Below are 23,165 nucleotides of genomic sequence, written 5' to 3'. Positions count from 1 at the left end.
AGCGAATCCGGGGGAGCGCCGGAAACAGCCCAGGCAGGGAACCGGGGAGAGCCCGGCGAGGGGCGGTGCCCCCTACGGGTAGCATGGTCGGCACGGCGGACGAGCCGGCCGGGCGGCCGCGTGGGGATCAACGATCCCCCCGAGGAACGTCCGGGCTCCACAGGGCAAGGTGGTGGGTAACGCCCACCCGGGGTGACCCGCGGGACAGTGCCACAGAAAACAGACCGCCCGGACCGCAAGGACCGGGTAAGGGTGAAACGGTGGTGTAAGAGACCACCAGCCTCCGAGGTGACTCGGAGGGCTAGGTAAACCCCACCTGGAGCAAGGTCAAGAGGAGACATCGGCTGATGTCTCTGCGCGGACGACTGAGGGCTGCCCGCCCGAGTCCGCGGGTAGACCGCACGAGGCTGCCGGCAACGGCAGCCCTAGATGGATGGCCGTCTCCCCCCGGCCCGCAAGGACCGGGGGCGACAGAACCCGGCGTACAGGCCGACTCGTCCGCCGCCCAGCTCCTCCGAGCTGGGCTCTCTCTTTTCTCGGCCCTCTCGGACGAGAGCCTCGGGAGGGCCGGGCTCGGTCGGCATGCGCAGCAGAGGTCGAGGTGCGTCGCCTCGTAGGCGAAGCCGCATCGCGTGGTCGAGTACGTGCCGAAGAAGATGTGGTGCCGGGCTCTCCCCTGTGGAGCCCGGCACCACCGCTGTGAGGGACGGCAGTTGCGGTGCCGTCGACCGGGTGCGGTGACGTATGCGGTGTCAGCGTGCCGTGGCGAACCACGACATGAAGGCACTCCTGTGACGCATGAACGAATCGTGCTCGGGCGCGGTCGGTACGTGACCGGTGCGTTCGACCGGTCCCGCGCAGACGTGAACGCCCCGTCGCACGGTGCCACCGTCCCGGCGAGCATCCTTCAACCAAACCACCGTTGTCAACAATCGTTTAATCCAGGAGCGTCAACGGCCGTTTCCCGGGGCGCCGGTAGACTGCTCTGACACAATTGTTGTGACACTCATGGCGTACCGTACGTGCGACCGTTAACCTCGGAGCGGCGGCGAGTGCGCGGCCGACCGCCCGTCTACCGACCAGGAGTCCACCCATCGCCATGGATGCCTCAGACGCGCACCCGGCGGATGGTCTCCAAGCCGTCGTGGCATCGATCGACGAGCTGCTGAGGGACCTGGAGCTCGGGCGCGACGTCATCGACATGGACCACATCTCGCACCGGACGGGCATCGCGGTCCCTCGTGTAAAGGCGTTGCTCGATCACCACGGCAACGAGTCCGAGAGCGTGCAGGACTCCTTCCAGGAGCGTCTGGTCTTCCTGCGGGAGACCCGCCGCAAGCCCGACGGGAAGATGTACACCCTCGACGAGATCGGCGCGGGGGCCGGTATCTCCCACGGCCAGGTCGGCTACCTCCTGAACGGAAAGCGGAAGAGCCCCGGGCTGGACGTCACCCGGAAGCTGGAGAAGTTCTTCGACGTGGAGCCCGGCTTCTTCACCGCCACCGAACGTCAGGCCCTCTACCGGGCGTTGCAGTCGACGCACGAGCAACTGACCCATCTCGCGCTGCTCAGGGGCAAGGGCATCAGCCGGCTGGCGATGCGCAGCGGCACCAGCGGGGACAGCAAGATCGACCGGGAACTCCGCGAGGCGCTTTCCGAGGCGCTGAGCCAGCCGGAGAGCGAGGATCCCGAGGTGCGGGAGCTCACGGACAGAATGCGTTCCCTGCCGTCCAAGAGCAGAAGACGGGTCTTTCCGCTGATCCAGGGGCTGCTGGGCCTGGCGCGGCCCGAGAGCGACGACCGTACGCCCCCCGGCCGGCGCGGCAACTGAACGGGCCGGCCGGGGAATCCTGCCGCCGGCCCGGTCCTTCCCGCCCGTTCCCGGCGAGGTGCCCGCTACTGTCTCGCGCCCCGCTGCCGACGCGCTGCCACGTATTCCCGGACCAGAATCCGCAGCGCCGCATCCACACTTGGCCGGGCGGACCCCTGGAGCAGCGCGGTGCCCTTCCTTGCCGCCGCTCGCAGCGTGAGGCCCTGGATGCCGATCAGAGCGCGGACGAACGGCCGGCTGTGAGCCTGCACCAGATCCACCAGCCCGTACGACGCCGCCAGCCCTGAACGGGCCTGCTGGGCCTGGTCACGGAGGAGCGCCCGGAACCCGTCGGGGGCGCCGTCCTTGGTGCTCAAGTCGGTGCGGGTCAGGCCACACCGGGCGAGGTGCTCTTCCGCGATGCCGAGGCGTCCGTTGCTCAGGTCTTCGGCGACGTCGTTCAGGAAGTCGAGGCGCTGACTCGCCTCGATGAAGGTGCGGCAGCCGGCCACGTACTTCTCCGCGGGTGCTCCGCCGAGCAGGCAGGCGATGAGCAGGAACGCGGGCAGCGAATAGCCGTCGACGTACTGCTGGAAGTCGCTCTCCGACGCAAAACCCTCCGTCCGCACCTCCAGGGGCGCGCCGGCGAGGAAGTCCTCGACGTGCTGCCGGAGTTGCGGCTGCCGGGCGATGGTGTCGACAAGTGTCCGCAGAACGGGCTGGTCGGCTGTGCCGCTCTCCAGGGCGGCGTGCACCTGGCGTTCCCAGTCGCCGAGCGCCGCGATCCGCGTATCGACCGGCCCTTGGTCGATGAGGTTGTCGCTGTGGTGCATGAACGCGGTCGCGGCGATGATGTCGGGCACGAGCCGTGCGGGGAGCAGCAGGCGCACGGCTGTGTACTCGGGGCGGGCGTACCGTGCCACCAGCCGGCGCTGCTCGTCGTAGTCGCGACGCAGTGCGGGGTCCGTGATCTCTGCCTGGTCGAGAGCCTTCGGCCATGTGGCCATCGTGGTGCTCCCCTCCTTCTTGACGGTCCGGCCTTACCTTAGGTGATCGCGAAGGAGGGGCCTGATCCGTTTCGTCATCGCTGCACGGGCCGTCCGAGGCAAGGGCTTCAGCGAGTGGACAGCACGCGTGCCGCTCTGGCCAGCAGACGAGGGTGGGTCAGCGTGTTCGGGTGCCGGCGCATATGCACGACGTCCATGAAGGCCTGGTTGACGCGGGAGTCGATGACGGAGGCTTCCATGATCTTGTCACCGGCCCAGCGGACGAGCCGGTAGCCACGGGGGTAAGGCCCCTTCACATGCGGCTGGGCAAGGTCCGCGGTCGCCGACACCTGCCAGGCCGCGTCGACCACCACACCGGCTCGGCGGAAGTACTCCCAGGCCGGATCGTGCGGAGCGGCCCCGGCGCGCAGAGAGGCGGCGAGGCACGAGGCCTGGAGGGCGGCAAGTGTCAGGCCCTGCCCGTAGACCGGGTTCACCGAGGCGACGGAGTCTCCCACCGCCACCAGTCCCCCCGGGAACCGGCTGAGCCGGGTGAAGTCGCGTCGTCGGCTCTCCTGGAAGTGGAAGGTCCGGACGTCGCCGTCCATGGCGCAGTGGTCCGCTATCTCGCGCAACGGGCCGACACAGCGCCGCATCCGGGCCAGGAACTCACCCGGATCGCGCCCCGGGCGGTGGTCGGTGTAGCCGGCCAGTACCACCATCCAGCGGTTGTCCTCCACCGCAACCATCGCCCCTGGTTCGCTGAGCGTGGGCTGGTATCCGCTGGCGGGCCCCGGGGACGCGTGGGCGACGACCGTGCCGGGGAGTTCGTCACCGCGCCGGAAGACAGCGGTGGCGTAGCCGAGGTCGATCCTCATCCGGTCCAGCGGAGCATGGTCCCACCCGCCGCGGAGCAGCCAGGTGCCCAGGCGGCTGGAGCGCCCCATGGCGTCGACCACCAGGTCCGCATCCAGCTCGCTCTCATGGCCGGCCGCGGCCGAGGTGTCCTCGGCGGTCGAGTAACGCACGCCCCGGACCCGGCCGGCGCCGAACAGGAGGCCACCGGCCTGCCCCTGGAGGACGTGGACGTTCGGCAGGGCCGCCACCCGCCGGCGGACGCGGCTTTCGATGAACGGCCGAGTGGCGCCCAGCATCCGGATGTCGGCCACGGGAGCCTTGAGTGCTCCGTCCACGTAGAACTGCACCTCGGGGCCGGTCCCCAGGCGTGCCCCGCCGGCGACGAGTTCGCCGGTGATGCCGGGGAACCAGCGCTCCAGTTGGGTGTGTCCCATGGACAGCAGTGCATGCAGTTGGTGTCGCTGCGGAGCGCCGCGCCCTGTGCCGGCTTCCCCCGTGCCGTCTTCCCCCGTGTCCTCCGCGTCGAGAATGACGACGTCGTCGGCGTGGTCGCTCAGAGCGCGAGCGGCGTACAGCCCCGCAATGCTCCCGCCCAGGACAACAGCGCGTTTCACAAGATCCCCCAGTTGACTGATGTTCCCGCGCTCCAGGGCGCCGGGCCTGGTCCGGGCACCGACGCCGGCACGGGGCGGGCCAATTCTGCCGTAGCCGTCCGGCGGGACAGACGGCACCGGGCTCCGTCCGAACTCCCCGCTCCGGTCGGCTACTTCCGCTCGGCCACCTCGGTCCGGGAACGCTGTTCCTGCACGTCCTCAAGTGCTGTGGCGACCAGCGGGGCCGTGAGCGCCTGGGCGACGTGCAGCAGCCGTTGGCGTTCGCCGGAGGCCGGGGTGTCCTCGCCGGGAAGGGCCACCTGCGGGCCCGCGGGCGCCTGGGGGTGACCGGTACCGTGCAGCGCCGCTGCACGCCGGGCGGCGTGCAGGCGCTGTGCCGCGTCCCGCAGGGCAGCGGCCGTGGCGGCCGCCTGGAGTTCCTGATCCGTGAGGCGCCGGGCGTCACCGGCGCCCTGGGACGTCGCCTGCTCGTGCACGGCGTATACCGCGGCTGCGGGCAGCGGCGACAGCCAGGGACGTAGCGCTCGCATCCCGTCGAGAATCTCGATCACGCGGCGGTGCAGGTTGAATCCCACGTTCCATGCCAGGCGATGGCTCCGTGCGCTGTCCACGCTGAACGCGAGGTCCTCGTCGACTCCTTCGACGACGAGATCCCACAAGGGCTGCAAGGCCTTGATGTCACGACGTTCGCGCAGCCATGCGCCCACCGCGGCTCCGGAGAGGCCGTAGCTGGTGATCAGGGCGCCGATCGAGCCGAAGGTGGAGCCGAGCACCCCCACCGTGTCCAGGGCGTGGTTGCCGAAGGCGGCCAGAACGATGGCCGGGACCCAGCACACCACATAGCCGAAGACGAACAGCATGGCGGTGCCGAAGGACCGCAGCGCACGCTGGAATCGGGGGCCTTCCAGCTTCAGCTTGCGGCACTGCCGGTAGGTGCTCAGGGTTCCGCAGGTCAGCGTGGTGAGGAAGACCCCCAGGAACACCTGGATCAGCGGGTCACCCGCGAAGTTCGTGTTGAATTCGAGGGGGGCCGTCGGCCCCGACAGGTCGGCGGAGCAGAACGTGACGACCATGACGGCCGGTGCCGCCAGGTACGCCGCGGACCACGCCGTGACCTTGCGGCGCAGCACCGCCGGGCGCTGCCGCAACCGGGGATCCCACAGCATCGTGAGCAGGTGGAGAAGCGAAAAGCAGCTCAGGATGCCGATGTATACGGGAAGGGTGGCGAAGCTGGGGCTGCCGGTGAGCTCTCCCAGCATCCGGTACCCCGCCGGAGCGGCCATCGCGAACACCAGGCCGGACGCCACGAAGTTCACGGTGATCAAGGACAGGGTGGGCGTGGGGTCGCGCAGAAGTGCCAGGCACTTCCAGCCGGCGATCACGAAGTCGATGATCGCGATGGCCAGGTAGACGAAGTTCGAGGTGCTCTCAGACACCCGACCTCCTGTGGGAGAGAGCCGATGAGAGAAACCCGTTGGTGCTCTGGTCGCGCCGCAGCTCCAGGTGGCGTTGGAGCATCACGGTGGCGAAGGCCTCGGCCCGTCGCTCATGAGCGCTGTCGTAGTGCGACCGGTTCAGGATCTGGAGCACCGGTCCCGCCTTGAGCCCGGGAAGGAGTTGCCGCACGGTTTCCTCGGTCATGGGCTGGTCGGAGGAGCCGCTGTCGGCCGGGTGCTCCTCCCACAGGTGGAACAGCTCGTGAAGGCTGGCGTGGAGGCGGGTCAGCTCGTTCGCGGTGGAGTCCACCACGATGAAGTCACGGTCCTTGCCCCGCGCACAGAAACCGGACACTTGCTGAGGAAGCGGCACCTCGGTGATCGTGATCGGCTTGTTGCGCCGCACGGCCACCGCGTCGACGAGGCCCTGCATGTCCCGTACGCCGGAGAGCCCGAGATCGCGATGGACGAGACGGGTGACGGACCAGGTGGCGAAGAAGACCGCCAACTGCTCGCGGAGGGAGGTCCACGGGGAGCTGGGAGCCCGGCGAGGAGCGGGCTGCGGCAGCTCTGCTTGCTGCGATGAACCATTGCGGCGGGGCCACCACATGAACGGATACTCCTACGGCTGTTGCTGCGCGCGGGGCGAGGACAAGACGGTACGGGGCCCGGAACGACGTCGAGCTCGGCGGGTGTCGGGTTGTCGGTATGTCATGGCACGGCCGGCCTCCCCGGTCGGCACTGCCGCCGCCGGCCTGCCGCCTCGCCGGCGACGAGGGCCGGTGACGAGAACCGGGCGCGCCACGGCCCCTCCTCAGATCGGGCGTCGTGCGGATGCGTACCACCTCAGCCACCTCGGCCGGAGTGACGGCAAGGCTACAGAGGGATACCGTGCGGAATGTTCCTCAGCGGGACGGGAAAGGGGAAGCCCCTCGCAAGCCAAAGATGGCGCCGGCTCGCACACGGCCCTTCCTCCTCGCCGAGGGCCTTGGGGACGTCCGTTGCCCGCCGGAACGTCCGGATCGCCCCGCAATTCGCTGCATGTCAGACGCATTTCGCCTCGCGAGAGTGTAGTGCAGCCCTCCGGTTCCTCCGTGATGGAAAAGTTACCCGGCGGTCGGGTGAGTTTGCAGTGGTCAGAGCGGTGCGTCGGCCGAGTGCGTACCGGCCGGCCCGTCCCGCCGCCGCCGTTCCCGCTCCGCGCCGGCACGCCGTGGCGCCGCCACGGATACCCGCGGACAATGGAAGGAGGGAACGGCGGCCGACCGTCGGCGGGACGGCTGCTGCTGCGGTAGTGCCCGGGGGGATTGCTCCGAGGGCGGTGTGATGCTCGTCGACTGGGATGCGCCGATCACGATGGGCGACGGGGTCGAGCTCCGCGCCGATGTCTTCCTGCCGGACGACGGCGAGACCCATCCCGTGATCATGAGCCTGGGGCCGTACGCCAAGGGGCTTGCCTTTCAAGAGGGGTTCGCCCCCATGTGGCGCACTCTGGAGGCCGAACACCCGGATGCGGTCGCCGGGTCCTCGAACCGCTACCAGAACTGGGAAACGGCCGATCCGGAGAAGTGGGTGCCCGACGGCTACGTCGTGATCCGGGTGGACTCGCGCGGTGCCGGACGGTCGCCCGGATACCTGGACATCCTTTCGCCGCGCGAGACGCAGGACTACTACGACTGCATCGAGTGGGCGGCGGCCCAGCCCTGGAGCAACGGCAGGGTGGGGCTGCTCGGTATCTCGTACCACGCGGTCAACCAGTGGCAGGTCGCGGCGCTGCGGCCGCCGCACCTCGCCGCCATCTGCCCCTGGGAGGGGGCCACCGACTTCTACCGTGAACTCACCCATCACGGCGGGATCCTGCACGTCTTCCTCCCGCAGTGGTATCCGGTCCAGGTCGCCTCGATGCAGCACGGTGCCCCCGACAGCCCGCGGCACCGGGTCACGGGGGTTCCGGTCACCGGCCCCGGGGTCCTGAGCGAGGAGGAGCGGGCCAAGAACGCCGCCGACACGGTTGCCGCGTTGCACGACCATGCGCTGCTCGACGCGTACTACCGGGAGCGGAGCGCGGACCTGGCGCGGATCACCGTCCCCGTGCTGTCCGCGGCCAACTGGGCGCATCACCTGCACACCCGGGGCGGGTTCGAGGGATACGCGGGCGTCGCGAGCGAACAGAAGTGGCTGGAAGTGCACGGGCTTCAGCACTGGGTCGAGTTCTACACGGACTACGGGGTCGGCCTCCAGAAGCGCTTCTTCGGGCACTTCCTCCAGGGGCAGGACACCGGCTGGGACAAGCAGCCGCCGGTCTTCCTCAATGTGCGGCGGGCCGACGGCAGCTTCGAGCAACGCGCCGAGGAGGAGTGGCCGTTGGCGCGGACGCGGTGGACGGCGTTCCACCTCGACCTCGCCCGTCGCGCTCTCGCGCCGGCGGCGGACCCCGGTGAGCGGAGCGCCGAGTTCGAGGCGCTCGGGGACGGCCTGACCTTCTGGACCGAGCCGCTGGCCGAAGAGCTGGAGCTGACCGGGCCCGCGTCCGCGTCGCTGCGGGTGGCCTCGTCGACCACGGACGCCGATCTCTTCCTCACCCTCCGGGTGCAGGACCCCGACGGCCGCGATGTCACCTGCGTCAGCGCGATGGACCCGCACGGCGCGATCGGGCTGGGCTGGCTGCGGGCCTCGCTCCGCAAGCTCGACGCCGCGCGCAGCGAGCCGTACCGGCCCTGGCACACCTTCGACGAGCGGCAGCCGCTCACCCCCGGCGAACCCGTCGATCTGGAGATCGAGATCTGGCCGACGTCGGTGGTCGTCCCGGCCGGCCACCGCCTCGGCGTATCGGTACTGGGCCGGGACTTCGCGTTCCCGGGCGCGGGGCCGTGGCCGTCGGCGTCCGGGGTCGCGATGCGGGGCAACGGCACCTTCGTCCACACCGATCCCGAGGACCGGGGCTCGGACGTCTACGCGGGCCGGACGACGCTCCTCAGCGGCGGGAAGCACCCGTCCTTCCTGCTGCTGCCGGTCGTGCCGGCCGGCGCGGGGCGGGCGGGTTCCGGCTGAGGGCATGCCCGAGGGGGCCGCACGGATGGTGCCGTACGGCCCCCGGGGAGCGGGTCAGGACGACTGGGCCGTGGTGTAGAGGTTCTTGGCGTCGTCACCGAAGTACGGGCCGAACATGGTGTGGGGCCAGAACTGGTAGCCGAAGCTGTTCACCGAGGACTGGAGGCCGGTGCCGGTCTTCTCGTCGAACGTGGTGAACCAGGGGCCGCCGCTGGAGCCGCCGGTCATGTTGCAGGCCAGGCCGTGGTCGGTGGAGAACAGCGGGTCCTTGATGGTGGTGCCGCTGCAATAGACCAGCTTGCTGCCGTCGTACGGGGCGGCCGCGGGGAAGCCGAAGGCGTACATCGCCTTGCTGTAGCCGGAGTTGAAGGACAGGCCCTGGCCGCCGACGACATCGGTGAGCTTCTTGCCGTCGAGCGGGGCGACCACCGCCGCGCCGACGTCGTAGTTGATGTCCTCACTCGCCGTCCACTGGGGAGTGGAGAGCGTCTTGGCCGCCGGCCACTTGCCGTACGGGGCCTCGCCGTCGTGATAGCCGGGGACGAAGACCCAGTTGGTGTGCCAGGCGCCGCCCAGCTTCACACAGTGTCCCGCGGTGATCACGGTGCTCTTGTTGCTGCTGGTCACCGCGTCGCCGGAGCAGGAGGCGGTGCGGCCCTGGTAGGTGAAGAACACCCGGCCGGTGGTCTTGGTGACCGCGCCGCCGCCGGTCCAGGGCCCGCCGGCCTGGGGGAGGGTCTGGGAGAGCAACGAGGCGGCGGCGGGCACTTTCGGGAGCTGCGGGAGGGTGGGAGCCACCTTGAGCGGGGCGCTGCGCGGGACCGCGGTGGTGGTTGCTTTCTTCGCGGGTGCGGCGAGGTCCAGGGGAGCGGCGGCGCGCATCCGGTCGGCGGTCCAGAAGGCGCCGGAGGCGGTCTGCGGGGCGGGGGAGCGGCGGGAGTGCTGCGGGGTGGCGGCGCCGGCCGAGCCGGTGGGGAGCAGCAGGGCGAGCAGCGTACCGGCGGCCGTCAGAGTGCCGAGGGCGGCCCGGGACCTGTGCGCGGGGTGCGGCGCGGATATGCCGTGAACTGCCGGTATGCCACGAACGGTTCGTCTCACGCGTGACTCCTTCTGCGGGGGCCGCGCGCGGCAGGGCGCGCGGTCGCGGGGGAACGGGGCCGCGCGCGGGCGGCCCCGGCAGACGAGTGGTGCGGATCCGAGGTAAGGGTGCCACCGGAAGCGGCAGGAGGGCAGGGGTCGTACGGGGATTCGATGTCCGGGCCGGGCGCCGGGCTCACCCTCGTCCGGCCGGTGCCGCAATCCGGCCCGGTGCGGCCTCAACCTCGGCCGATGTAGGGCATGTTGGTCGCCATCACCGTCGCGAACTGCACATTGGCGGCCGGCGGCAGCCCCGCCATGTGGACCACCGTGCGGGCGACGTCCGCCGCGTCCATCACCGGCTCCACCGCCAGTTGCCCGTTCGCCTGGAGAATGCCGGTCTGCATCCGGCCGGTCATCTCGGTCGCCGCGTTGCCGATGTCGATCTGGCCGCAGGCGATGCCGTACGGGCGGCCGTCCAGGGAGAGCGACTTGGTCAGTCCGGTCATCGCGTGCTTGGTGGCGGTGTACGCGACGGAGTGCGGGCGCGGGGCGTGCGCGGAGACCGAGCCGTTGTTGATGATGCGTCCGCCCCGGGGGTCCTGGTTCTGCATGGCGCGGAACGCGGCCTGGGCGCAGAGGAAGGAGCCGGTGAGGTTGACGTCGACGACCGCGCGCCAGTCGTCGTACGTCAGCTCCTCCAGCGGCGCCGCCCGGCCGAACGTGCCCGCGTTGTTGAAGAGCAGATCGACCCGGCCGAACCGTTCGCGGACGGTGGCGAAGAGGGCGTCGACCTCGTCGGGGCGGGTGACATCGGTCGGCACCGTCATGATCGCGGGACCGTCGGCGTCCACCGGGCCCGCCAGCCGGGAGGTCTCCGTCAGGGCCTCGGCGCGCCGCCCGGCAAGGGCCACCGTCCAGTCGGCGGCGACCAGCGCATGGGCGACCGCCCGCCCGATGCCGGAGCCGGCGCCGGTGACCACGGCCACCTTCCGGGGCGCCGCACCGCCCTGCCGGGCCTCCTGTGCCGCCGGTGCCGTCTGCGCGCTCTGCCCGCCCCGGGAGGTGGGCGCCGGCAGTGTGGGCCGCGCCGCGGTCGCCGTGCCGCCCACCTGCCCGGCCCGTGCCATCGGTGTCGTCCGCGCTGCCCGTCCCGCTGTGTTCTCTGCCATGGCGGCAGCGTAAACGGCGTACGGGGAGCGGACCGGCCGCAGCAGCCGCGACTCAGCCCGTGGTGTGGAAGCGCTGGAGGACCGCCGCCTTCGTGGCGGTGAACTCCTTCTCGGTGAGGATGCCCTCGCGGCGCAGCTCGCCCAGTTCGCGCAGCCGGCGCAGCAGCGCGTCATGGTCGTCGGCAGCGGCGGTGCTTCCCGCGCCCGCCGGCCGGGGGGACGCCTCGGGCGCGGGCGGAGCGAGCGCCGCCGCGGCCGGGGTGCCCGCCGCGAGGGTCCTGTCCGGACCGGCCGAGGGATGCGGCAGCCGTGCCGCAACGGCGGCAGCCAGCAGCGCGGTCGTGCCGCTCTCCTTCTTGAAGCCCCACAGCTCGATGGAGTTGGGGTCGTTCTCCGGTGCGAACCGCTCGGTCATGCCGCGCGTCCGGAAGCGGAGATAACCGGACTCCAGCCCGGCGGCGGCCCGCCACTCCACCGCTTCCAGGTCGGCCAGCGCAAAGTCCCTGGGGCCCCAGTGGCGCTTGGTCTCGGTGGTGTTCCAGCGCCATTCGAGATGTACCCGCTCCCCGTCGAAGGAGACGATCCCGTCCACCCCGGCGGCCGACAGCGGGACGGACGGGCCGGGCAGCAGATAGCGGCCGACGGGCCCGTCCGGTATCTGCTCCAGCATCAGGGCCTGCCGCACCGCGTCCACGAAGTACTCGGCGACATCGACCCGGGCGGCGTCCACGGCCACCTGGTACGGGCTCGCCTCGTCCGGCAGACCGCCGCCGGTGACCTGGAGCAGCGGATCCGCGCCGTCCCGCAGCCGGAGCCGCAGCCGGCCGCCCTTGCGGGCCGGTTCGTAGGCGATCCCGGCCATCGCGGCCAGCGGCACCGTGAACTCCCCCAGATCCTGGCGCAGTTTGTGCACCCCGCGTTCACGCCCCGGCACGATGCGTACGACCTCGTCGTCGAAGGTCCAGGTGCCGTCGCGCACCATCAGTTCAGCCATGCCCCGAATCCTACGGAGGCACCTGGGGTGCCGCGATTGTCCGACGGCGTCCGGTGCGGGCCCAGTCCTCATCCACCTGTCATGCATGCGTCGTGCCTGGGACAGCGCCACGCCGTCCCGCGCCCCTCCAATCACTGGGGACAACCACCGCCAGGGGAGGGCCAGATGACGCACCACGCACCGCACGAGCAGGAGATCCGGGCCGCTGCCGCGCACTTCGGCCGCCGCCGCTTTCTCACCGCCACCGGGGCCGCCGCCGCGCTCGCCTTCGCGACCAACCTTCCGGGCACGGGCGCCGCATACGCCGCCGAGGCCGATGCGCGGAAGATCACCGAGAACCCCTTCACGCTCGGTGTCGCCTCCGGTGACCCGCAGCCCGGCGCCGTCGTGCTGTGGACCCGGCTCGCCCCGCGGCCGTACGAGGCAGGCAACGGGATGCCGGACGCCCGCGTCACCGTCCGCTGGGAAGTCGCCTACGACGAGCACTTCAAGCGGCTGGCCGGACAGGGCCGCGCCGACGCGCACCCGGAGTTCAACCACTCCGTGCACATCGAGCCCACCGGCCTCGCGCCCGACCGCGTCTACTACTACCGCTTCCGCGCCGGCAGCTGGATCAGCCCGGTCGGCCGCACCCGCACCGCGCCCGCCCGCAGCGCCGAGATCTCCGCCCTCAAGCTCGCCGCGGTATCCTGCCAGGCCTACCACGACGGCTACTTCACGGCCTACAAGCACCTGGCCGAGGAGGACCTCGACGTGGTCTTCCACCTCGGCGACTACCTCTACGAGTACCCCGTCAGCGCGGCCGGCGGCGTGCGCAACTACACCGACCGCAAGCTGCCCGCGGTCTTCAACCGTGAGACGGTCACCCTGGAGGACTACCGGCTGCGCTACGCCCTCTACAAGTCCGACCCGGACCTCCAGGCCGCGCACGCCGCGCACCCCTTCATCGTCACCTGGGACGACCACGAGGTGGAGAACAACTACGCCTCCGACATCAGCGAGGACCACCTCCCGCCCGCCGAGTTCCTCGTCCGCCGCGCCGCCGCCTACCGGGCGTACTGGGAGAACCAGCCGCTGCGCCGCCCGCAGCGGCCCCAGGGCGCCGACGCCCGGCTCTACCGCCGCATCCAGTACGGGCAGCTCGCCCAGTTCGACATCCTCGACACCCGCCAGTACCGCTCCGACCAGGCCTACGGCGACGGCTGGCACGTCCCGGGCCCGGAGTCCCTGGACCCCGGGCGCACCCTGACCGGCGCCGCCCAGGAGCGCTGGCTGATCGACGGCTGGCGGCAGTCCTCCGCACGCTGGAACGTGCTCCCGCAGCAGGTCACCTTCTCCGAGCGGCGCAATGCCACCGGCGCCGGCTACCAGCTCAGCATGGACGCCTGGGACGGCTACGCGGCCTCCCGTGACCGGGTCCTGGCGGGCGCGGAGTCGGCGGGCGTGGACAACCTCGTCGTCCTCACCGGCGATGTGCACGTCCACTACGCCTTCGACATCAAGAAGGACTTCAAGAACCCCGGTTCGCGCACCGCGGGCGTCGAGTTCGTCACCACCTCGATCGCCAGCGGCAAGGACGGCGCGGACAAGCCCGCCAACTGGGACACCTACCTGGCCGCCAACCCGCACCTGAAGTTCTACAACGGCCGGCGCGGCTACCTCACCGTCACCCTCGACCAGGAGACCGCCCGCGCCGACTACCGCACGGTGTCCGCCGTCACCACCCCCGGTGCGCCGGTCCGCACCGCCGCCTCCTTCGTCACCGAGGCGGGCGATCCGGGGCTCAAGTCCGCCTGATCCGGGGCGTCCGGCCTCACTTGACGACGCTTTCCGGGCTTACGGGCTTACGGGCTACCCGGCCCGCCCCGGTGCGTCGGCGCGGCGGGATGCGTTCCGTACAGGCGCAGGAAGGTGTCCACGCCGCTCGTCACGATGCCGGCCGTCTCGGACTCCGGCATCGGAACGGCGCCGTAGAACGTCCGCTGGTTGACGTCCGTGATCGTCAGCAGATTGAAGTGGTTCGCGGCACTGTCGGCGTCGTCGAAGGCGAGCAGGCCCCGGTCGGCGATCCGCTGGAGATACGGCGCGAGCCGGAGATGGCCGGACAGCGGTCCGGCCTCCTTCCAGTCCTCCAGCAGTGCGGGCGGAATGCGCGTGACCTCCGCCTCGATCGTCCGGACCAGTGCGAAGTGGTCCGGGAATTCCGTCACCGCGGCCGCCCGCTCTGCGCCGCCCTCGTGGCCGCCGGCACCCTCCTGGTGCTGGTGGCCGAGTCGATGCCGCTGCTGATCCTCGGCCGCAGCGCCCAGGCCATCGGCGGCAGCGCACTGGTCACCACGGCCATCAACCTCGCGGGCACGCCCCGCCGCATGGGCGTGGTGACCGCCACGCCGGTCTTCCTGATCGCGAGCGCCGTCGTGTGCGCCCTGTCGACCTCGTACTTCTCGCTGCTCTACCTCGTTCCCCGGTTCCTGAAGGACAGTGAGGGCTGGGGCGCCCTCCTCGTCATCTGACGGCACCCGCCTTTACCGAGCCCAGGCGGCCTTGACCGGGCCGCCGCCCCGCGTCTCCGGGACGTCCGTCCCAGGCTCCTTGGACCTCCGTCCTAGGTCCCGGGGACGCCCGTCCTAGGTCCAAGGGACCGGGCCGGAAACGGCCGGGAGGCGTCCCGTGCATGACACCATGGTGCAGCCCTCGATGACCCATGGAGACACCTATGACGGAGCCCGGCGCGGCCGATCCCAAGGACCTTCCCGCAATAGCCGAGCGGGGCGCGGCAGCAGAACCGGCCGCACGTGCCGCGTCCCGCCGCACCGGACTCCTCGTCACCCTCGTCCTCGGCGGCCTCACGGCGGTCCCGCCGCTCTCCATGGACATGTATCTGCCGGCCCTGCCGCAGGTCACCGCCGCCCTGCACAGCCCGGCCGCCACCGTCCAGCTCACCCTCACCACCTGCCTGGCGGGCATGGCGCTGGGCCAGATGATCGTCGGCCCGATGAGCGACAAGTGGGGGCGCCGCCGCCCGCTGCTGGCCGGCATGGTGATCTACATCCTGGCGACCGCCCTGTGCGCGATCGCCCCCACCACCGAACTCCTCATCGCCTTCCGCCTGTTGCAGGGCCTGGCGGGCGCGGCCGGCATCGTCATCGCGCGGGCGGTGGTGCGCGATCTGTACGACGGCGTGGCGATGGCCCGGTTCTTCTCCACCCTGATGCTGATATCCGGCGTGGCGCCGGTCGTCGCCCCGCTCATCGGCGGCCAGATCCTCCAGATCACCGACTGGCGCGGGGTGTTCGTCGTCCTGACCGCCGTCGGGGTGGCGCTCACCCTCCTGGTGTGGCGCAGGCTCGACGAGACCCTGCCGCCCGAGGGCCGGCACTCCGGCGGCCTCGGCCAGACCCTGCGCACCATGCGCGACCTGCTCGCCGACCGGGCCTTCTCCGGCTACCTCCTCGTCGGCGCCTTCGCCTTCGCCGCCCTCTTCGCCTATATCTCCGCCTCGCCGTTCGTGGTGCAGGAGATCTACGGTGCCTCCCCGCAGACCTTCAGCCTGCTCTTCGGCATCAACTCCGTCGGCCTGGTGTGTGTCGGCCAGTTCAACGGCAAGGTCCTGGTCGGCCGGGTCGGCCTCGACAAGGTGCTCGGCACCGGACTGGCCGTGATCGCGCTCGCCGCGGCCGGTCTGCTCCTGATGTCCTCCGGCGTCTTCGGCCGGGTCGGCCTGGTCCCGGTGGCCGCCGGCCTCTTCGTCCTCATGGCCGCGATGGGCCTGGTCATGCCGAGCACCAACACCCTGGCGCTGCTGCGCACCCGGCACGCGGCCGGCTCCGCCTCCGCACTGCTGGGCACCTCGACCTTCCTGCTCGGCTCGGTGGCCTCCCCGCTGGTGGGCATCGCGGGCGAGCGGACGGCCCTGCCGATGGCCCTTGTACAACTCTCCTGCGCCATATTGGCGCTCGTGAGCTTCCTGGGGATGTGCCGCCCGTGGCAGCGTAGGGGGGAGGACAACGGGAGCACGGCGGGCGAGAGGACCAGGCTCTGAACGCACCGAGACTCACCTATGGCACGCCGGCTCGGGCGGGACTGGATCCCGCGTGCATGGAACGGCTGGTCCGCGGCGTGCGGGCGCTGCCCGAGGGCCGGCCGCCCTGGGCGCCCGGAGTCGTCGTCCTGGCCGGCCGGGGCCCGGTCGTCGCCTCCGAGGCCGCCGCGGGCTGGGCGCTGCGCTTCCGCGCCTACGACCCCGGCCGGGACCGCGGCCTCGACCTGCCCCGCGATCTGTGGGAGCCGATGCGGGTCGGCACCGTCTTCGACCTCGCCTCGCTCAGCAAGCTCTTCACGGCCATCGCCGCCGTTCAGCAGATCGAACGCGGCCGGCTGGCCCTCGACGACGAGGTCCGGACCGACCTGCCCGCCTTCGCCCGCGGCATCACCGTACGGCAGCTGCTCACCCACACCTCCGGGCTCGCCCCCGAGCTGCCCTTCCACGACCACCGGGACCGCGGCGACCAACTGGCGCTCCTGTGGGCGGAGGCGGCGGCCCCGTCCGGCAGGCCCGGCGTCGGGCACCTCTACTCCGACCTGAACCTCATCGCCCTCCAGCTGATCCTGGAGCGGCGCACCGGGCAGCGGCTGGACGCCTTGATCCGGGACGGCGTCACCGGCCCGCTGGGCATGTCCAGCACCTCCTACGGCCCACTGGCGCCGCAGGGCGTGGCGGCGACGGAGGACCAGCGGCGGCCCTGGGCCAAGGCGGACCGTGGCATGGTCCGCGGTGAGGTGCACGACGAGAACGCCTGGGCGCTGGGCGGGGTGGCCGGTCATGCGGGGCTCTTCTCCACCGCCCAGGACCTCGCCGTGCTGTGCCGCACGCTGCTCAACGGTGGCGCGTACGGCACCGCCCGGATCCTCGGCCCCGACGCCGTGGCCGCCCTCCTCGACCCGCCCGGCCTCGGCTTCGGCGTCGACCAGCCCTACTTCATGGGTGAGTTGGCGGGCCGGGGCGCGGCCGGGCACACCGGCTTCACCGGCACCAGCCTGGTCCTCGACCGTGCCACCGACACCTTCCTCGTCCTCCTCGCCAACACCGTCCACCCCCGTCGCCGCAACGGCGGCAGCGCTCCCCGGGCCGCGGCCGCCACCCGGCTGGCCCGTGCGGCGTCCCGCGCCACCTGACCAGGCAGGGCACACCGCGGGGCACCGTAGAATTTCGGTCATGCATGAGGAACTGCGCGCCGCGCTGGCGGGCCTGCTCGACGGCCTGCCGCCCAAACAGGCCGCGCAGGCCGTGGAGCGGCTGATCGCCAACTACCGGGGCCGTACGCCCACCGACGCCCCGGTGCTGCGGGACCGCGCCGACGTCGCCGCGTACGCCGCCTACCGGATGCCCGCCACCTTCGAGGCGGTACGGGCCGCGCTGACCGCGTTCGCCGCCCGGGTCCCGGACTGGTCCCCGGCCACCCATGTGGACATCGGCGGCGGCACCGGCGCCGCCATCTGGGCCACCGCCGCCACCTGGGAAGGCCACCACAGCACCGTCCTGGACTGGGCGCAGCCCGCCCTCGACCTCGGCCGGGAACTGGCCGCCAAGACCCTGCCCGACACCGAATGGCGGCGGCAGACCATCGGCGAGGGCCTGACGGTCCCCGCCGGCACGGACCTGGTCACCGTCTCCTACGTGCTGGGGGAACTCCGTCCCGAGGACCGCCGCGCCGTCGTCGCCGCGGCGGCCACCGCGGCCGAGGCCGTCGTCCTGATCGAACCCGGCACCCCTGACGGCTACCTCCGCATCCGCGAGGCCCGCACCCAGCTCACCGAAGCCGGTCTGCGCATCGTCGCCCCCTGCCCGCACAGCGACACCTGCCCCATCGTCCCGGGACAGGACTGGTGCCACTTCGCCGCCCGGGTCAACCGCTCCTCCCTCCACCGCCAGGTCAAGGGCGGCTCTCTCCCGTACGAGGACGAAAAGTTCAGCTACGTCGCCGCCACCACCCTTGACGCCACCCCCGCCCCGGCCCGCATCATCCGCAAACCCCAACTCCGCAAGGGCCAGGTCCTCCTGGACCTGTGCACGACACAGGACGGCCTCCAGCGCACGACGGTGACCAAGCGGCACGGCACCCACTACCGCCAGGCCCGCGACGCGTCGTGGGGCGACGACTGGTCCTGACCGTCCTCACGGGCCCTGACCTCGCCCTCACCCCCACCCTGGTTCTGGCCTCACCCCCACCGCACCCCGCAGCCCCCGGCACCGCACCACCCACCTACGCGGGGCCACAGCCCACTCCATCCCTCTCCCGCCGAAGGCGAAAAAACCGAACCCACCACGGCCCCGCACCCGACCACGTGGGGTTCACCCCGGACGCAGTTCCGCCGTCACACACTTCACGCTCCCCCCGCCCTTCAGCAGCTCGGTCAGATCCATCCCGATCGGCTCGTACCCCCGCTCCCGCAGCGGTGCGAAGAGCCCCACCGCCGCCTGGGGCAGCAGCACGTGCAGGCCGTCGGACACCGCGTTCAGCCCGAAGGCCGCCGCATCGGCCGCGCCGGCGATCAGCGCGTCGGGGAACAGCCGGGCCAGCACGGCCCGGCTCCCCGCGGAGAAAGCGCCGGGGTAGTACATGACCTCCGCCGCGCCTCCGCCCGGCTCGCCGTTGCCGGCGTCGAGCACGCACAGCGCCGTATCGAGGTGGTAATAGCGCGGGTCGACCAGATCGAGGCCGAGCACCGGGCGGGCGAAGTATTCCTGGGCCTCCGCATGCGAGAGCGGACTGCTGCGGAAGCCGCGGCCGGCCAGGAGCCAGGAGGCGGTGACGGCGAAATCCCCTTCGCCCTCGTTGACGTTCTGCGGTGCGCGTACGTCGGCGAAGCCGTGATCGCGATACCACCGGGCGTGCACCGCGGCCTCGCCGTGCCGCTCGGCGAAGGCGAACCGGGCGCCGAGCACCCGTCCGTCCACGACGGTGGCGCCGTTGGCGGCGAAGACCATGTCGGGGAATTCGGGGTGCGGCGCCAGCTCCTCGACGGTGTGGCCGAGCGCGCGGTAGCGGTCGCGCAGGTCCTCCCACTGGGCCTGCGCGAGGGCGAGATCGACGGGCTTGTCGGGGTTCATCCAGGGGTTGATGGAGTAGCTGACCCGGAAGTGCGCAGGCGGGCACATCAGGTAGCGGCGGGGGGTGGCGCTGCGCCGGGGGATACGCAAGGAAGGCTCCTCACGGTGGTGGCACTCAGGGCGGGTACGGGATCTCGTACGCGCTCCCAAATCGTCCACCGCGAAGAGCCCCGGTGCCCCGGACCGTGCACCGTTCGGGTGGCCCGCTGCCTACTCCTCCTTCGCCCGCTCCTGGAACTTGCGCAGCAGGTCACGGCGCCGGTCCTGGGCATCGGTCCGCCCCCGGCCGCCGCGGTCCGCGTGCCCGCCGCGCAGTGCGCCGCGCGAGAGCTTGTTGCGTGTTCCGCCGACCCCCAGCATCCCGCCGGCATTGCCCTTGCTCATGGGATTCCCCTTCCTCTTCGCGAGTTCACCGGGTTCACCGGTTCACCAGTCCATCGAGTTCATCGAGTCCATCGAGCGAGACGTAGCGTCTCGCTCGGAATCCACTATGAGCGAGACGGTTCGTCTCGTCAAGACGATACGTCTCGCCTTCTCCTCGCTAAACTCCGCGGTATGGCCAACAAAGCAGCCCCCGACTCCACCCGCCGCAGCGAACGCTCCCGCCGGGCGATCTTCGAGGCCGCCCTCGCGCTCGTCGGCGAGGTCGGCTACGAGAAGCTCACGATCGAAGGCATCGCCTCCCGGGCCGGGGTCGGCAAGCAGACGATCTACCGCTGGTGGCCCTCCAAGGCCGCCGTTCTGCTGGATGCGTTCACCGCCGACGCCGACGAGGACTACGCGGCGGGCCTCCCGGACACCGGCGATCTGGCCGCGGACCTGAAGTTCGTGCTGCGGGCGACCGCCGATGAATTCAACGACCCGGCCTTCCAAGCGCCCTACCGCGCCCTCGCGGTGGCCGGCGCGAACGACGAGGAGGTCTCCCGCACCTTCGTCGCCCGGCTGCTGGAGCCCGGTGTCCGCGTCTATACCGAGCGGCTGCGGGCGGCGCAGGAGGCGGGCGAGGTGGCCGAGGATGTCGATGTGCGGATCGCCGCCGAGATGGTGCTGAGTCCCTTCTCACAGCGCTGGCTGATGCGCACCGGCGAATTGACCTACGACTTCGTCGACACCCTTGTCGACCAGGCACTGCGCGGTCTGCGGCCGCGCGGCTGAGCGCACCGGCCGACCGGGTGACGATGGCGGCATCCTGTCGTCGATGACCTGAATTGCCGGTATTGGTCTCCTCTTCGTTCACCCCGGATCTCCACACCGGTCACCCGAGGAGCAGGATGGTGGCAGCATTGATCCCAGACCACCGCTCGAAGTGAGGGGATAGATGGAACGCAAGAGCAGGTTCTCCCAGTGGCTGCGCCGGCCGAAGAGCGGATCGGACGGCGGCGATACGGACACGGGATCAGCGGCTGCGCGCAGCCGCGAGGACCTGCTGCTGGCGGCGGTCGACGCCGGCTTCCCCGTGGCCCCGGCGGCGCACCCCTCCGGCTACGGCTGTTCCTGTGAACGCATCGGCTGTCCCACTCCCGGCCGGCACCCCATCTCCTTCGGCTGGCAGACCGTCGCCACCACCGACCGCGACAAGGTCGCCGCCTGGGTCCGCACCCTCCCGCAGGCCAACTTCATCACCGCCACCGGCATCAGCCACGACGTGCTGGACGTCCCCGTCGAGGCGGGCCGCAGCGCCCTGGGGCGGCTGGACGCGGCGGGTATCGAGGTCGGGCCGATCACCCTCAGCGGGTCCGGCTTCCGCGACGGCCGGATGCTCTTCTTCACCGCCACCCGCGGCACCCCGGACGACGAGGACGAGTGGTGGCCCTGCGAGCTGGACTGCCACCCCGAGACCATGGACGAGCACCCGGGGCTGCGCTGGCACTGCCGCGGCAGCTATGTGCTGCTGCCGCCCTCGACGCTGCCCGGCGAGCAGCCCGCGGTGACCTGGCTGCGCGGCCCCGAGCTGACGCCGCCCGACCCGCTGACGCTGCTGGAGTCGCTCACCGACGCCTGCGCGGAGTTCAACAGCCGCGAGCCCTACCACCATGAAGCGGCGGCCTGGCCGATCGGCCGCTGAGCGGGCCGGCCACCTGCCGCCCCTCCCACACATACGCCGAAGGGCCGCCGGGTTCACCCCGACGGCCCTTTCGCATACGAGCGGTTTCCCGGCCGGCTACAGCGGCTTCACCGAGGTCTTCGCCTCGATCCGGTTCAGGACCGTGACCTTCCCTCCGGCGCTCTTGGCCGGCACCGTGACCGCCTGGCCGGAGACAGTGGTGAAGGCCATCCGGTTGGTCTTCTTCGGCGGACCGTCCAGCAGGCCTCGCAGACCCCCGGTCACCGTGATCGTCCCCCCGGCGAACACCGTCTTCTGCTGGTGGTAGACGGTCGAGAAGAACACCAGCGCACCGCCGTCCTTCGTCCGCAGTGCCACCGGCGGATAGCCCGCGGCGGTGTCCTCCCACATGATGCGCTGGCCGGGCCGGTTGGCGTCCTTGGCCCGCCGGGCCCGCCAGCCGTCGGTCTCCGGGCCGGAGGCGAAGGTGCTGCCCTTGCCGGTGTTGAGGTAGTCCGCGTAGGTACGGCTGAGCTTGCCCGGATCGACCGCCAGACCGGACTTCGCGCCGGCCGGCACCGCCTCCGCGTAGCCCTTCCCGTCCGTCTCCAGCTCCGGCGCCTTGTTGCCCGCGAACGTCGCCAGATACACCGCGCGCCACTGCTCATCGATGCCGTTGCGGCTGAACACCAGGAACCAGCGGGTGTTCTGGCCACGGGCGTTCTTGCGGTTGCTGGCCGCGTCCGCGATGAAGTACTTCGGCCAGCCCGCCTGCTTGGGCACGGTGAAGTGCGGATCCGTGAACGCCAGTGACGTGAAGTTCGGATTGCCCTGCGGCCGGAGGGCGTGTGCCGCCTTTATCCCGGCCTGGTCGATGGCGAGCAGCGCTCCCCCCTCGAAGGAGGGGTTCAGCGTCGGATCGAGCTGCCGGTTGACCTTGTTGAAGGTCTCGGTGAAGTGGGTGAGCGCCTTGGTGCCCTCAGCCTTCGACACCGCCGGCAGCATCTCCCTCTCGCCGTGCACCGTCATGCAGCCGCTCAATATCACCAGCGCCGCCGCTGCCGACGTCAGTGTTGCGGGCACCCGGAACGGTGACCTGCGTGTCATGGGGCTCGGGCTCCTTCGGGGCGACCGGGGCGGACTGGGCGGCCGCCGGGGTGGCACGATTCGGCGCAACCCTACCGGGGGCGAAGAACAACGTGAGCGTGGGGACCAGATACAGAGCCCACACCGTGACCTGAAGGACGGTCGGGTCCGGCTGGAAGTTGAAGATGCCCTTCAGCAGGGTGCCGTACCAGCTGTCGACCGGGATCTGTGCGCTGATGTCGAACGCCTGCGTGGTCAGCCCCGGCAGGAGGTCCGCCTCCTGGAGGTCGTGGAAGCCGTACGCCAGCACACCCGCCGCGACCACGACCAGCATGCCGCCGGTCCAGGTGAAGAACTTCGCCAGATTGATCCGCACCGCACCGCGGTAGAACAGCCAGCCCAGCGCTACGGCCGTCAGCAGGCCCAGCAGCGCCCCGACCAGCGGCCGTACGCCGTCATTGGCGGACTGCGCGGCGGTCCAGATGAACAGCGCGGTCTCCAGGCCTTCGCGGCCCACCGACAGGAACGCGGTGACCACCAGCGCCATGGTGCCCATCTGGAGCGCCGCGTCCAGCTTGCCGTGCAGCTCCTTCTTCAGATGCCGCGCGGTGCGCCGCATCCAGAAGACCATCCACGTCACCAGGCCGACCGCAATGATCGACAGCGATCCGCCGAGCGCTTCCTGGGCCTTGAACGTCAGGGTCTGCGACCCGAACTGAAGCGCCGCACCGAACGCGAGCGACAGCACCACGGCGATCGTGATACCGGTCCAGACCGGGCGCAGCGCCTCCCGCCGTCCGGTCTTGACCAGATAGGCGATGAGAATGCAGACGACGAGGCTGGCTTCCAGGCCCTCGCGCAGACCGATCAGGTAGTTGCCGAACACGTCGGTTCCTTCCCTTCCTTCATGAAGTCGACGCCCCGCC

General features: G+C 71.2%; 21 protein-coding genes and 1 other RNA gene. 10 read left to right on the top strand and 12 right to left on the bottom strand.

Going from position 1 to position 23,165, the window contains the following annotated elements; all coding sequences use genetic code 11:
- Positions 1–100: 100 nt before the first annotated feature.
- Positions 101–501, top strand: an RNA gene (gene rnpB / locus IF67_RS40490) — RNase P RNA component class A.
- A gap of 598 nt (positions 502–1,099) precedes the next feature.
- A complete protein-coding gene (locus IF67_RS40485; protein WP_051818737.1) occupies positions 1,100–1,831 on the top strand; it encodes a helix-turn-helix domain-containing protein in 732 nt (243 codons plus the stop codon).
- A gap of 65 nt (positions 1,832–1,896) precedes the next feature.
- Here IF67_RS40485 and IF67_RS0130255 read toward each other — a convergent pair whose 3' ends face one another.
- The 4 genes from IF67_RS0130255 to IF67_RS0130240 all read right to left on the bottom strand — a co-directional run bounded on the left by IF67_RS0130255 (position 1,897) and on the right by IF67_RS0130240 (position 6,314).
- The gene (locus IF67_RS0130255) at positions 1,897–2,817 is read right to left on the bottom strand and encodes a phytoene/squalene synthase family protein (protein WP_030991048.1); all 921 of its coding nucleotides are present in this window, start codon (positions 2,815–2,817) and stop codon (positions 1,897–1,899) included.
- A 107-nt stretch (positions 2,818–2,924) separates the two neighbouring features.
- The gene (locus tag IF67_RS0130250; protein WP_030991046.1) at positions 2,925–4,268 is read right to left on the bottom strand and encodes an NAD(P)/FAD-dependent oxidoreductase; all 1,344 of its coding nucleotides are present in this window, start codon (positions 4,266–4,268) and stop codon (positions 2,925–2,927) included.
- Between the two features lie 149 nt (positions 4,269–4,417).
- Positions 4,418–5,704: an MAB_1171c family putative transporter gene (locus IF67_RS0130245; protein ID WP_051818735.1), complete on the bottom strand. Its 1,287-nt coding sequence runs from the start codon at positions 5,702–5,704 to the stop codon at positions 4,418–4,420.
- The gene (locus IF67_RS0130240) at positions 5,697–6,314 is read right to left on the bottom strand and encodes a hypothetical protein (protein WP_158713184.1); all 618 of its coding nucleotides are present in this window, start codon (positions 6,312–6,314) and stop codon (positions 5,697–5,699) included. The genes IF67_RS0130245 and IF67_RS0130240 overlap by 8 nt, the downstream gene beginning before the upstream one ends.
- 716 nt (positions 6,315–7,030) lie before the next feature.
- On the opposite strand from IF67_RS0130240, the gene IF67_RS0130235 reads away from it, so the two are divergent.
- Positions 7,031–8,755: a CocE/NonD family hydrolase gene (locus tag IF67_RS0130235; protein ID WP_037840039.1), complete on the top strand. Its 1,725-nt coding sequence runs from the start codon at positions 7,031–7,033 to the stop codon at positions 8,753–8,755.
- A 54-nt stretch (positions 8,756–8,809) separates the two neighbouring features.
- On the opposite strand, the gene IF67_RS0130230 is transcribed toward IF67_RS0130235, so the two are convergent.
- From IF67_RS0130230 to IF67_RS0130220, 3 genes are all read right to left on the bottom strand, one after another.
- Complete coding sequence (locus tag IF67_RS0130230; RefSeq protein WP_234341432.1) at positions 8,810–9,853, bottom strand: trypsin-like serine peptidase; 1,044 nt, start codon at positions 9,851–9,853, stop codon at positions 8,810–8,812.
- A 218-nt stretch (positions 9,854–10,071) separates the two neighbouring features.
- Positions 10,072–10,962 carry an SDR family oxidoreductase gene (locus IF67_RS0130225; RefSeq protein WP_234341433.1) on the bottom strand — a complete coding sequence of 297 codons (891 nt, stop codon included), beginning with the start codon at positions 10,960–10,962 and terminating at the stop codon, positions 10,072–10,074.
- Between the two features lie 94 nt (positions 10,963–11,056).
- The gene (locus tag IF67_RS0130220) at positions 11,057–11,998 is read right to left on the bottom strand and encodes a DUF4429 domain-containing protein (RefSeq protein WP_030991035.1); all 942 of its coding nucleotides are present in this window, start codon (positions 11,996–11,998) and stop codon (positions 11,057–11,059) included.
- Positions 11,999–12,163: 165 nt separating this feature from the next.
- Here IF67_RS0130220 and IF67_RS0130215 point away from each other — a divergent pair, with 165 nt between their 5' ends.
- Positions 12,164–13,795, top strand: coding sequence for an alkaline phosphatase D family protein (locus tag IF67_RS0130215; protein ID WP_030991033.1), 1,632 nt, complete (start codon positions 12,164–12,166; stop codon positions 13,793–13,795).
- A gap of 47 nt (positions 13,796–13,842) precedes the next feature.
- Here IF67_RS0130215 and IF67_RS45290 read toward each other — a convergent pair whose 3' ends face one another.
- Entirely contained in the window at positions 13,843–14,208 is a 366-nt protein-coding gene (locus IF67_RS45290) for a TetR/AcrR family transcriptional regulator C-terminal domain-containing protein (protein ID WP_234341431.1), read from the bottom strand.
- Positions 14,209–14,235: 27 nt separating this feature from the next.
- Here IF67_RS45290 and IF67_RS45285 point away from each other — a divergent pair, with 27 nt between their 5' ends.
- The 4 genes from IF67_RS45285 to IF67_RS0130195 all read left to right on the top strand — a co-directional run bounded on the left by IF67_RS45285 (position 14,236) and on the right by IF67_RS0130195 (position 18,167).
- The gene (locus IF67_RS45285; protein ID WP_234341430.1) at positions 14,236–14,511 is read left to right on the top strand and encodes a hypothetical protein; all 276 of its coding nucleotides are present in this window, start codon (positions 14,236–14,238) and stop codon (positions 14,509–14,511) included.
- Between the two features lie 203 nt (positions 14,512–14,714).
- Entirely contained in the window at positions 14,715–16,040 is a 1,326-nt protein-coding gene (locus IF67_RS0130205) for a multidrug effflux MFS transporter (protein WP_037840038.1), read from the top strand.
- 56 nt (positions 16,041–16,096) lie between these two features.
- A complete protein-coding gene (locus tag IF67_RS0130200; RefSeq protein ID WP_030991028.1) occupies positions 16,097–17,173 on the top strand; it encodes a serine hydrolase domain-containing protein in 1,077 nt (358 codons plus the stop codon).
- 40 nt (positions 17,174–17,213) lie between these two features.
- Positions 17,214–18,167: a small ribosomal subunit Rsm22 family protein gene (locus IF67_RS0130195; RefSeq protein ID WP_030991026.1), complete on the top strand. Its 954-nt coding sequence runs from the start codon at positions 17,214–17,216 to the stop codon at positions 18,165–18,167.
- A 183-nt stretch (positions 18,168–18,350) separates the two neighbouring features.
- Here IF67_RS0130195 and ddaH read toward each other — a convergent pair whose 3' ends face one another.
- Together ddaH and IF67_RS44410 are read right to left on the bottom strand one after the other, a co-directional pair.
- On the bottom strand, positions 18,351–19,199 hold the full coding sequence (ddaH, locus tag IF67_RS0130190) for a dimethylargininase (RefSeq protein ID WP_030991024.1): 849 nt from the start codon (positions 19,197–19,199) through the stop codon (positions 18,351–18,353).
- Positions 19,200–19,319: 120 nt separating this feature from the next.
- Complete coding sequence (locus tag IF67_RS44410) at positions 19,320–19,493, bottom strand: DUF6243 family protein (RefSeq protein ID WP_199812801.1); 174 nt, start codon at positions 19,491–19,493, stop codon at positions 19,320–19,322.
- Positions 19,494–19,664: 171 nt separating this feature from the next.
- On the opposite strand from IF67_RS44410, the gene IF67_RS0130180 reads away from it, so the two are divergent.
- Both IF67_RS0130180 and IF67_RS0130175 read left to right on the top strand, forming a co-directional pair.
- Complete coding sequence (locus tag IF67_RS0130180) at positions 19,665–20,264, top strand: TetR/AcrR family transcriptional regulator (protein ID WP_030991022.1); 600 nt, start codon at positions 19,665–19,667, stop codon at positions 20,262–20,264.
- A gap of 163 nt (positions 20,265–20,427) precedes the next feature.
- Positions 20,428–21,174 (top strand): bifunctional DNA primase/polymerase, encoded by a 747-nt coding sequence (locus IF67_RS0130175; RefSeq protein WP_030991021.1) that lies wholly within the window; start codon positions 20,428–20,430, stop codon positions 21,172–21,174.
- A 96-nt stretch (positions 21,175–21,270) separates the two neighbouring features.
- Here IF67_RS0130175 and IF67_RS0130170 read toward each other — a convergent pair whose 3' ends face one another.
- Together IF67_RS0130170 and efeU are read right to left on the bottom strand one after the other, a co-directional pair.
- A complete protein-coding gene (locus tag IF67_RS0130170; protein ID WP_234341426.1) occupies positions 21,271–22,146 on the bottom strand; it encodes a hypothetical protein in 876 nt (291 codons plus the stop codon).
- A complete protein-coding gene (gene efeU / locus IF67_RS0130165) occupies positions 22,133–23,125 on the bottom strand; it encodes an iron uptake transporter permease EfeU (RefSeq protein WP_030991017.1) in 993 nt (330 codons plus the stop codon). The genes IF67_RS0130170 and efeU overlap by 14 nt, the downstream gene beginning before the upstream one ends.
- Between the last annotated feature and the right edge of the window lie 40 nt (positions 23,126–23,165).

Source organism: Streptomyces sp. NRRL S-1813, from assembly GCF_000719605.1.
Taxonomy (GTDB): domain Bacteria; phylum Actinomycetota; class Actinomycetes; order Streptomycetales; family Streptomycetaceae; genus Streptomyces; species Streptomyces decoyicus.
The sequence above is the reverse complement of the archived record's forward strand: the minus strand, read 5'-3'. Positions and strand labels throughout refer to the sequence as shown.

Bases quoted from the DNA above. Each gene is read 5' to 3' on its own strand.
- IF67_RS40485 (WP_051818737.1), top strand. From the start codon at position 1,100: ATGGATGCCTCAGACGCGCACCCGGCGGATGGTCTCCAAGCCGTCGTG.
- IF67_RS0130255 (WP_030991048.1), bottom strand. From the start codon at position 2,817: ATGGCCACATGGCCGAAGGCTCTCGACCAGGCAGAGATCACGGACCCC.
- IF67_RS0130240 (WP_158713184.1), bottom strand. From the start codon at position 6,314: ATGTGGTGGCCCCGCCGCAATGGTTCATCGCAGCAAGCAGAGCTGCCG.
- IF67_RS0130235 (WP_037840039.1), top strand. From the start codon at position 7,031: ATGCTCGTCGACTGGGATGCGCCGATCACGATGGGCGACGGGGTCGAG.
- IF67_RS0130225 (WP_234341433.1), bottom strand. From the start codon at position 10,962: ATGGCACGGGCCGGGCAGGTGGGCGGCACGGCGACCGCGGCGCGGCCC.
- IF67_RS0130220 (WP_030991035.1), bottom strand. From the start codon at position 11,998: ATGGCTGAACTGATGGTGCGCGACGGCACCTGGACCTTCGACGACGAG.
- IF67_RS0130215 (WP_030991033.1), top strand. From the start codon at position 12,164: ATGACGCACCACGCACCGCACGAGCAGGAGATCCGGGCCGCTGCCGCG.
- IF67_RS0130205 (WP_037840038.1), top strand. From the start codon at position 14,715: ATGACGGAGCCCGGCGCGGCCGATCCCAAGGACCTTCCCGCAATAGCC.
- IF67_RS0130200 (WP_030991028.1), top strand. From the start codon at position 16,097: ATGGAACGGCTGGTCCGCGGCGTGCGGGCGCTGCCCGAGGGCCGGCCG.
- IF67_RS0130195 (WP_030991026.1), top strand. From the start codon at position 17,214: ATGCATGAGGAACTGCGCGCCGCGCTGGCGGGCCTGCTCGACGGCCTG.
- IF67_RS44410 (WP_199812801.1), bottom strand. From the start codon at position 19,493: ATGAGCAAGGGCAATGCCGGCGGGATGCTGGGGGTCGGCGGAACACGC.
- IF67_RS0130180 (WP_030991022.1), top strand. From the start codon at position 19,665: ATGGCCAACAAAGCAGCCCCCGACTCCACCCGCCGCAGCGAACGCTCC.
- IF67_RS0130175 (WP_030991021.1), top strand. From the start codon at position 20,428: ATGGAACGCAAGAGCAGGTTCTCCCAGTGGCTGCGCCGGCCGAAGAGC.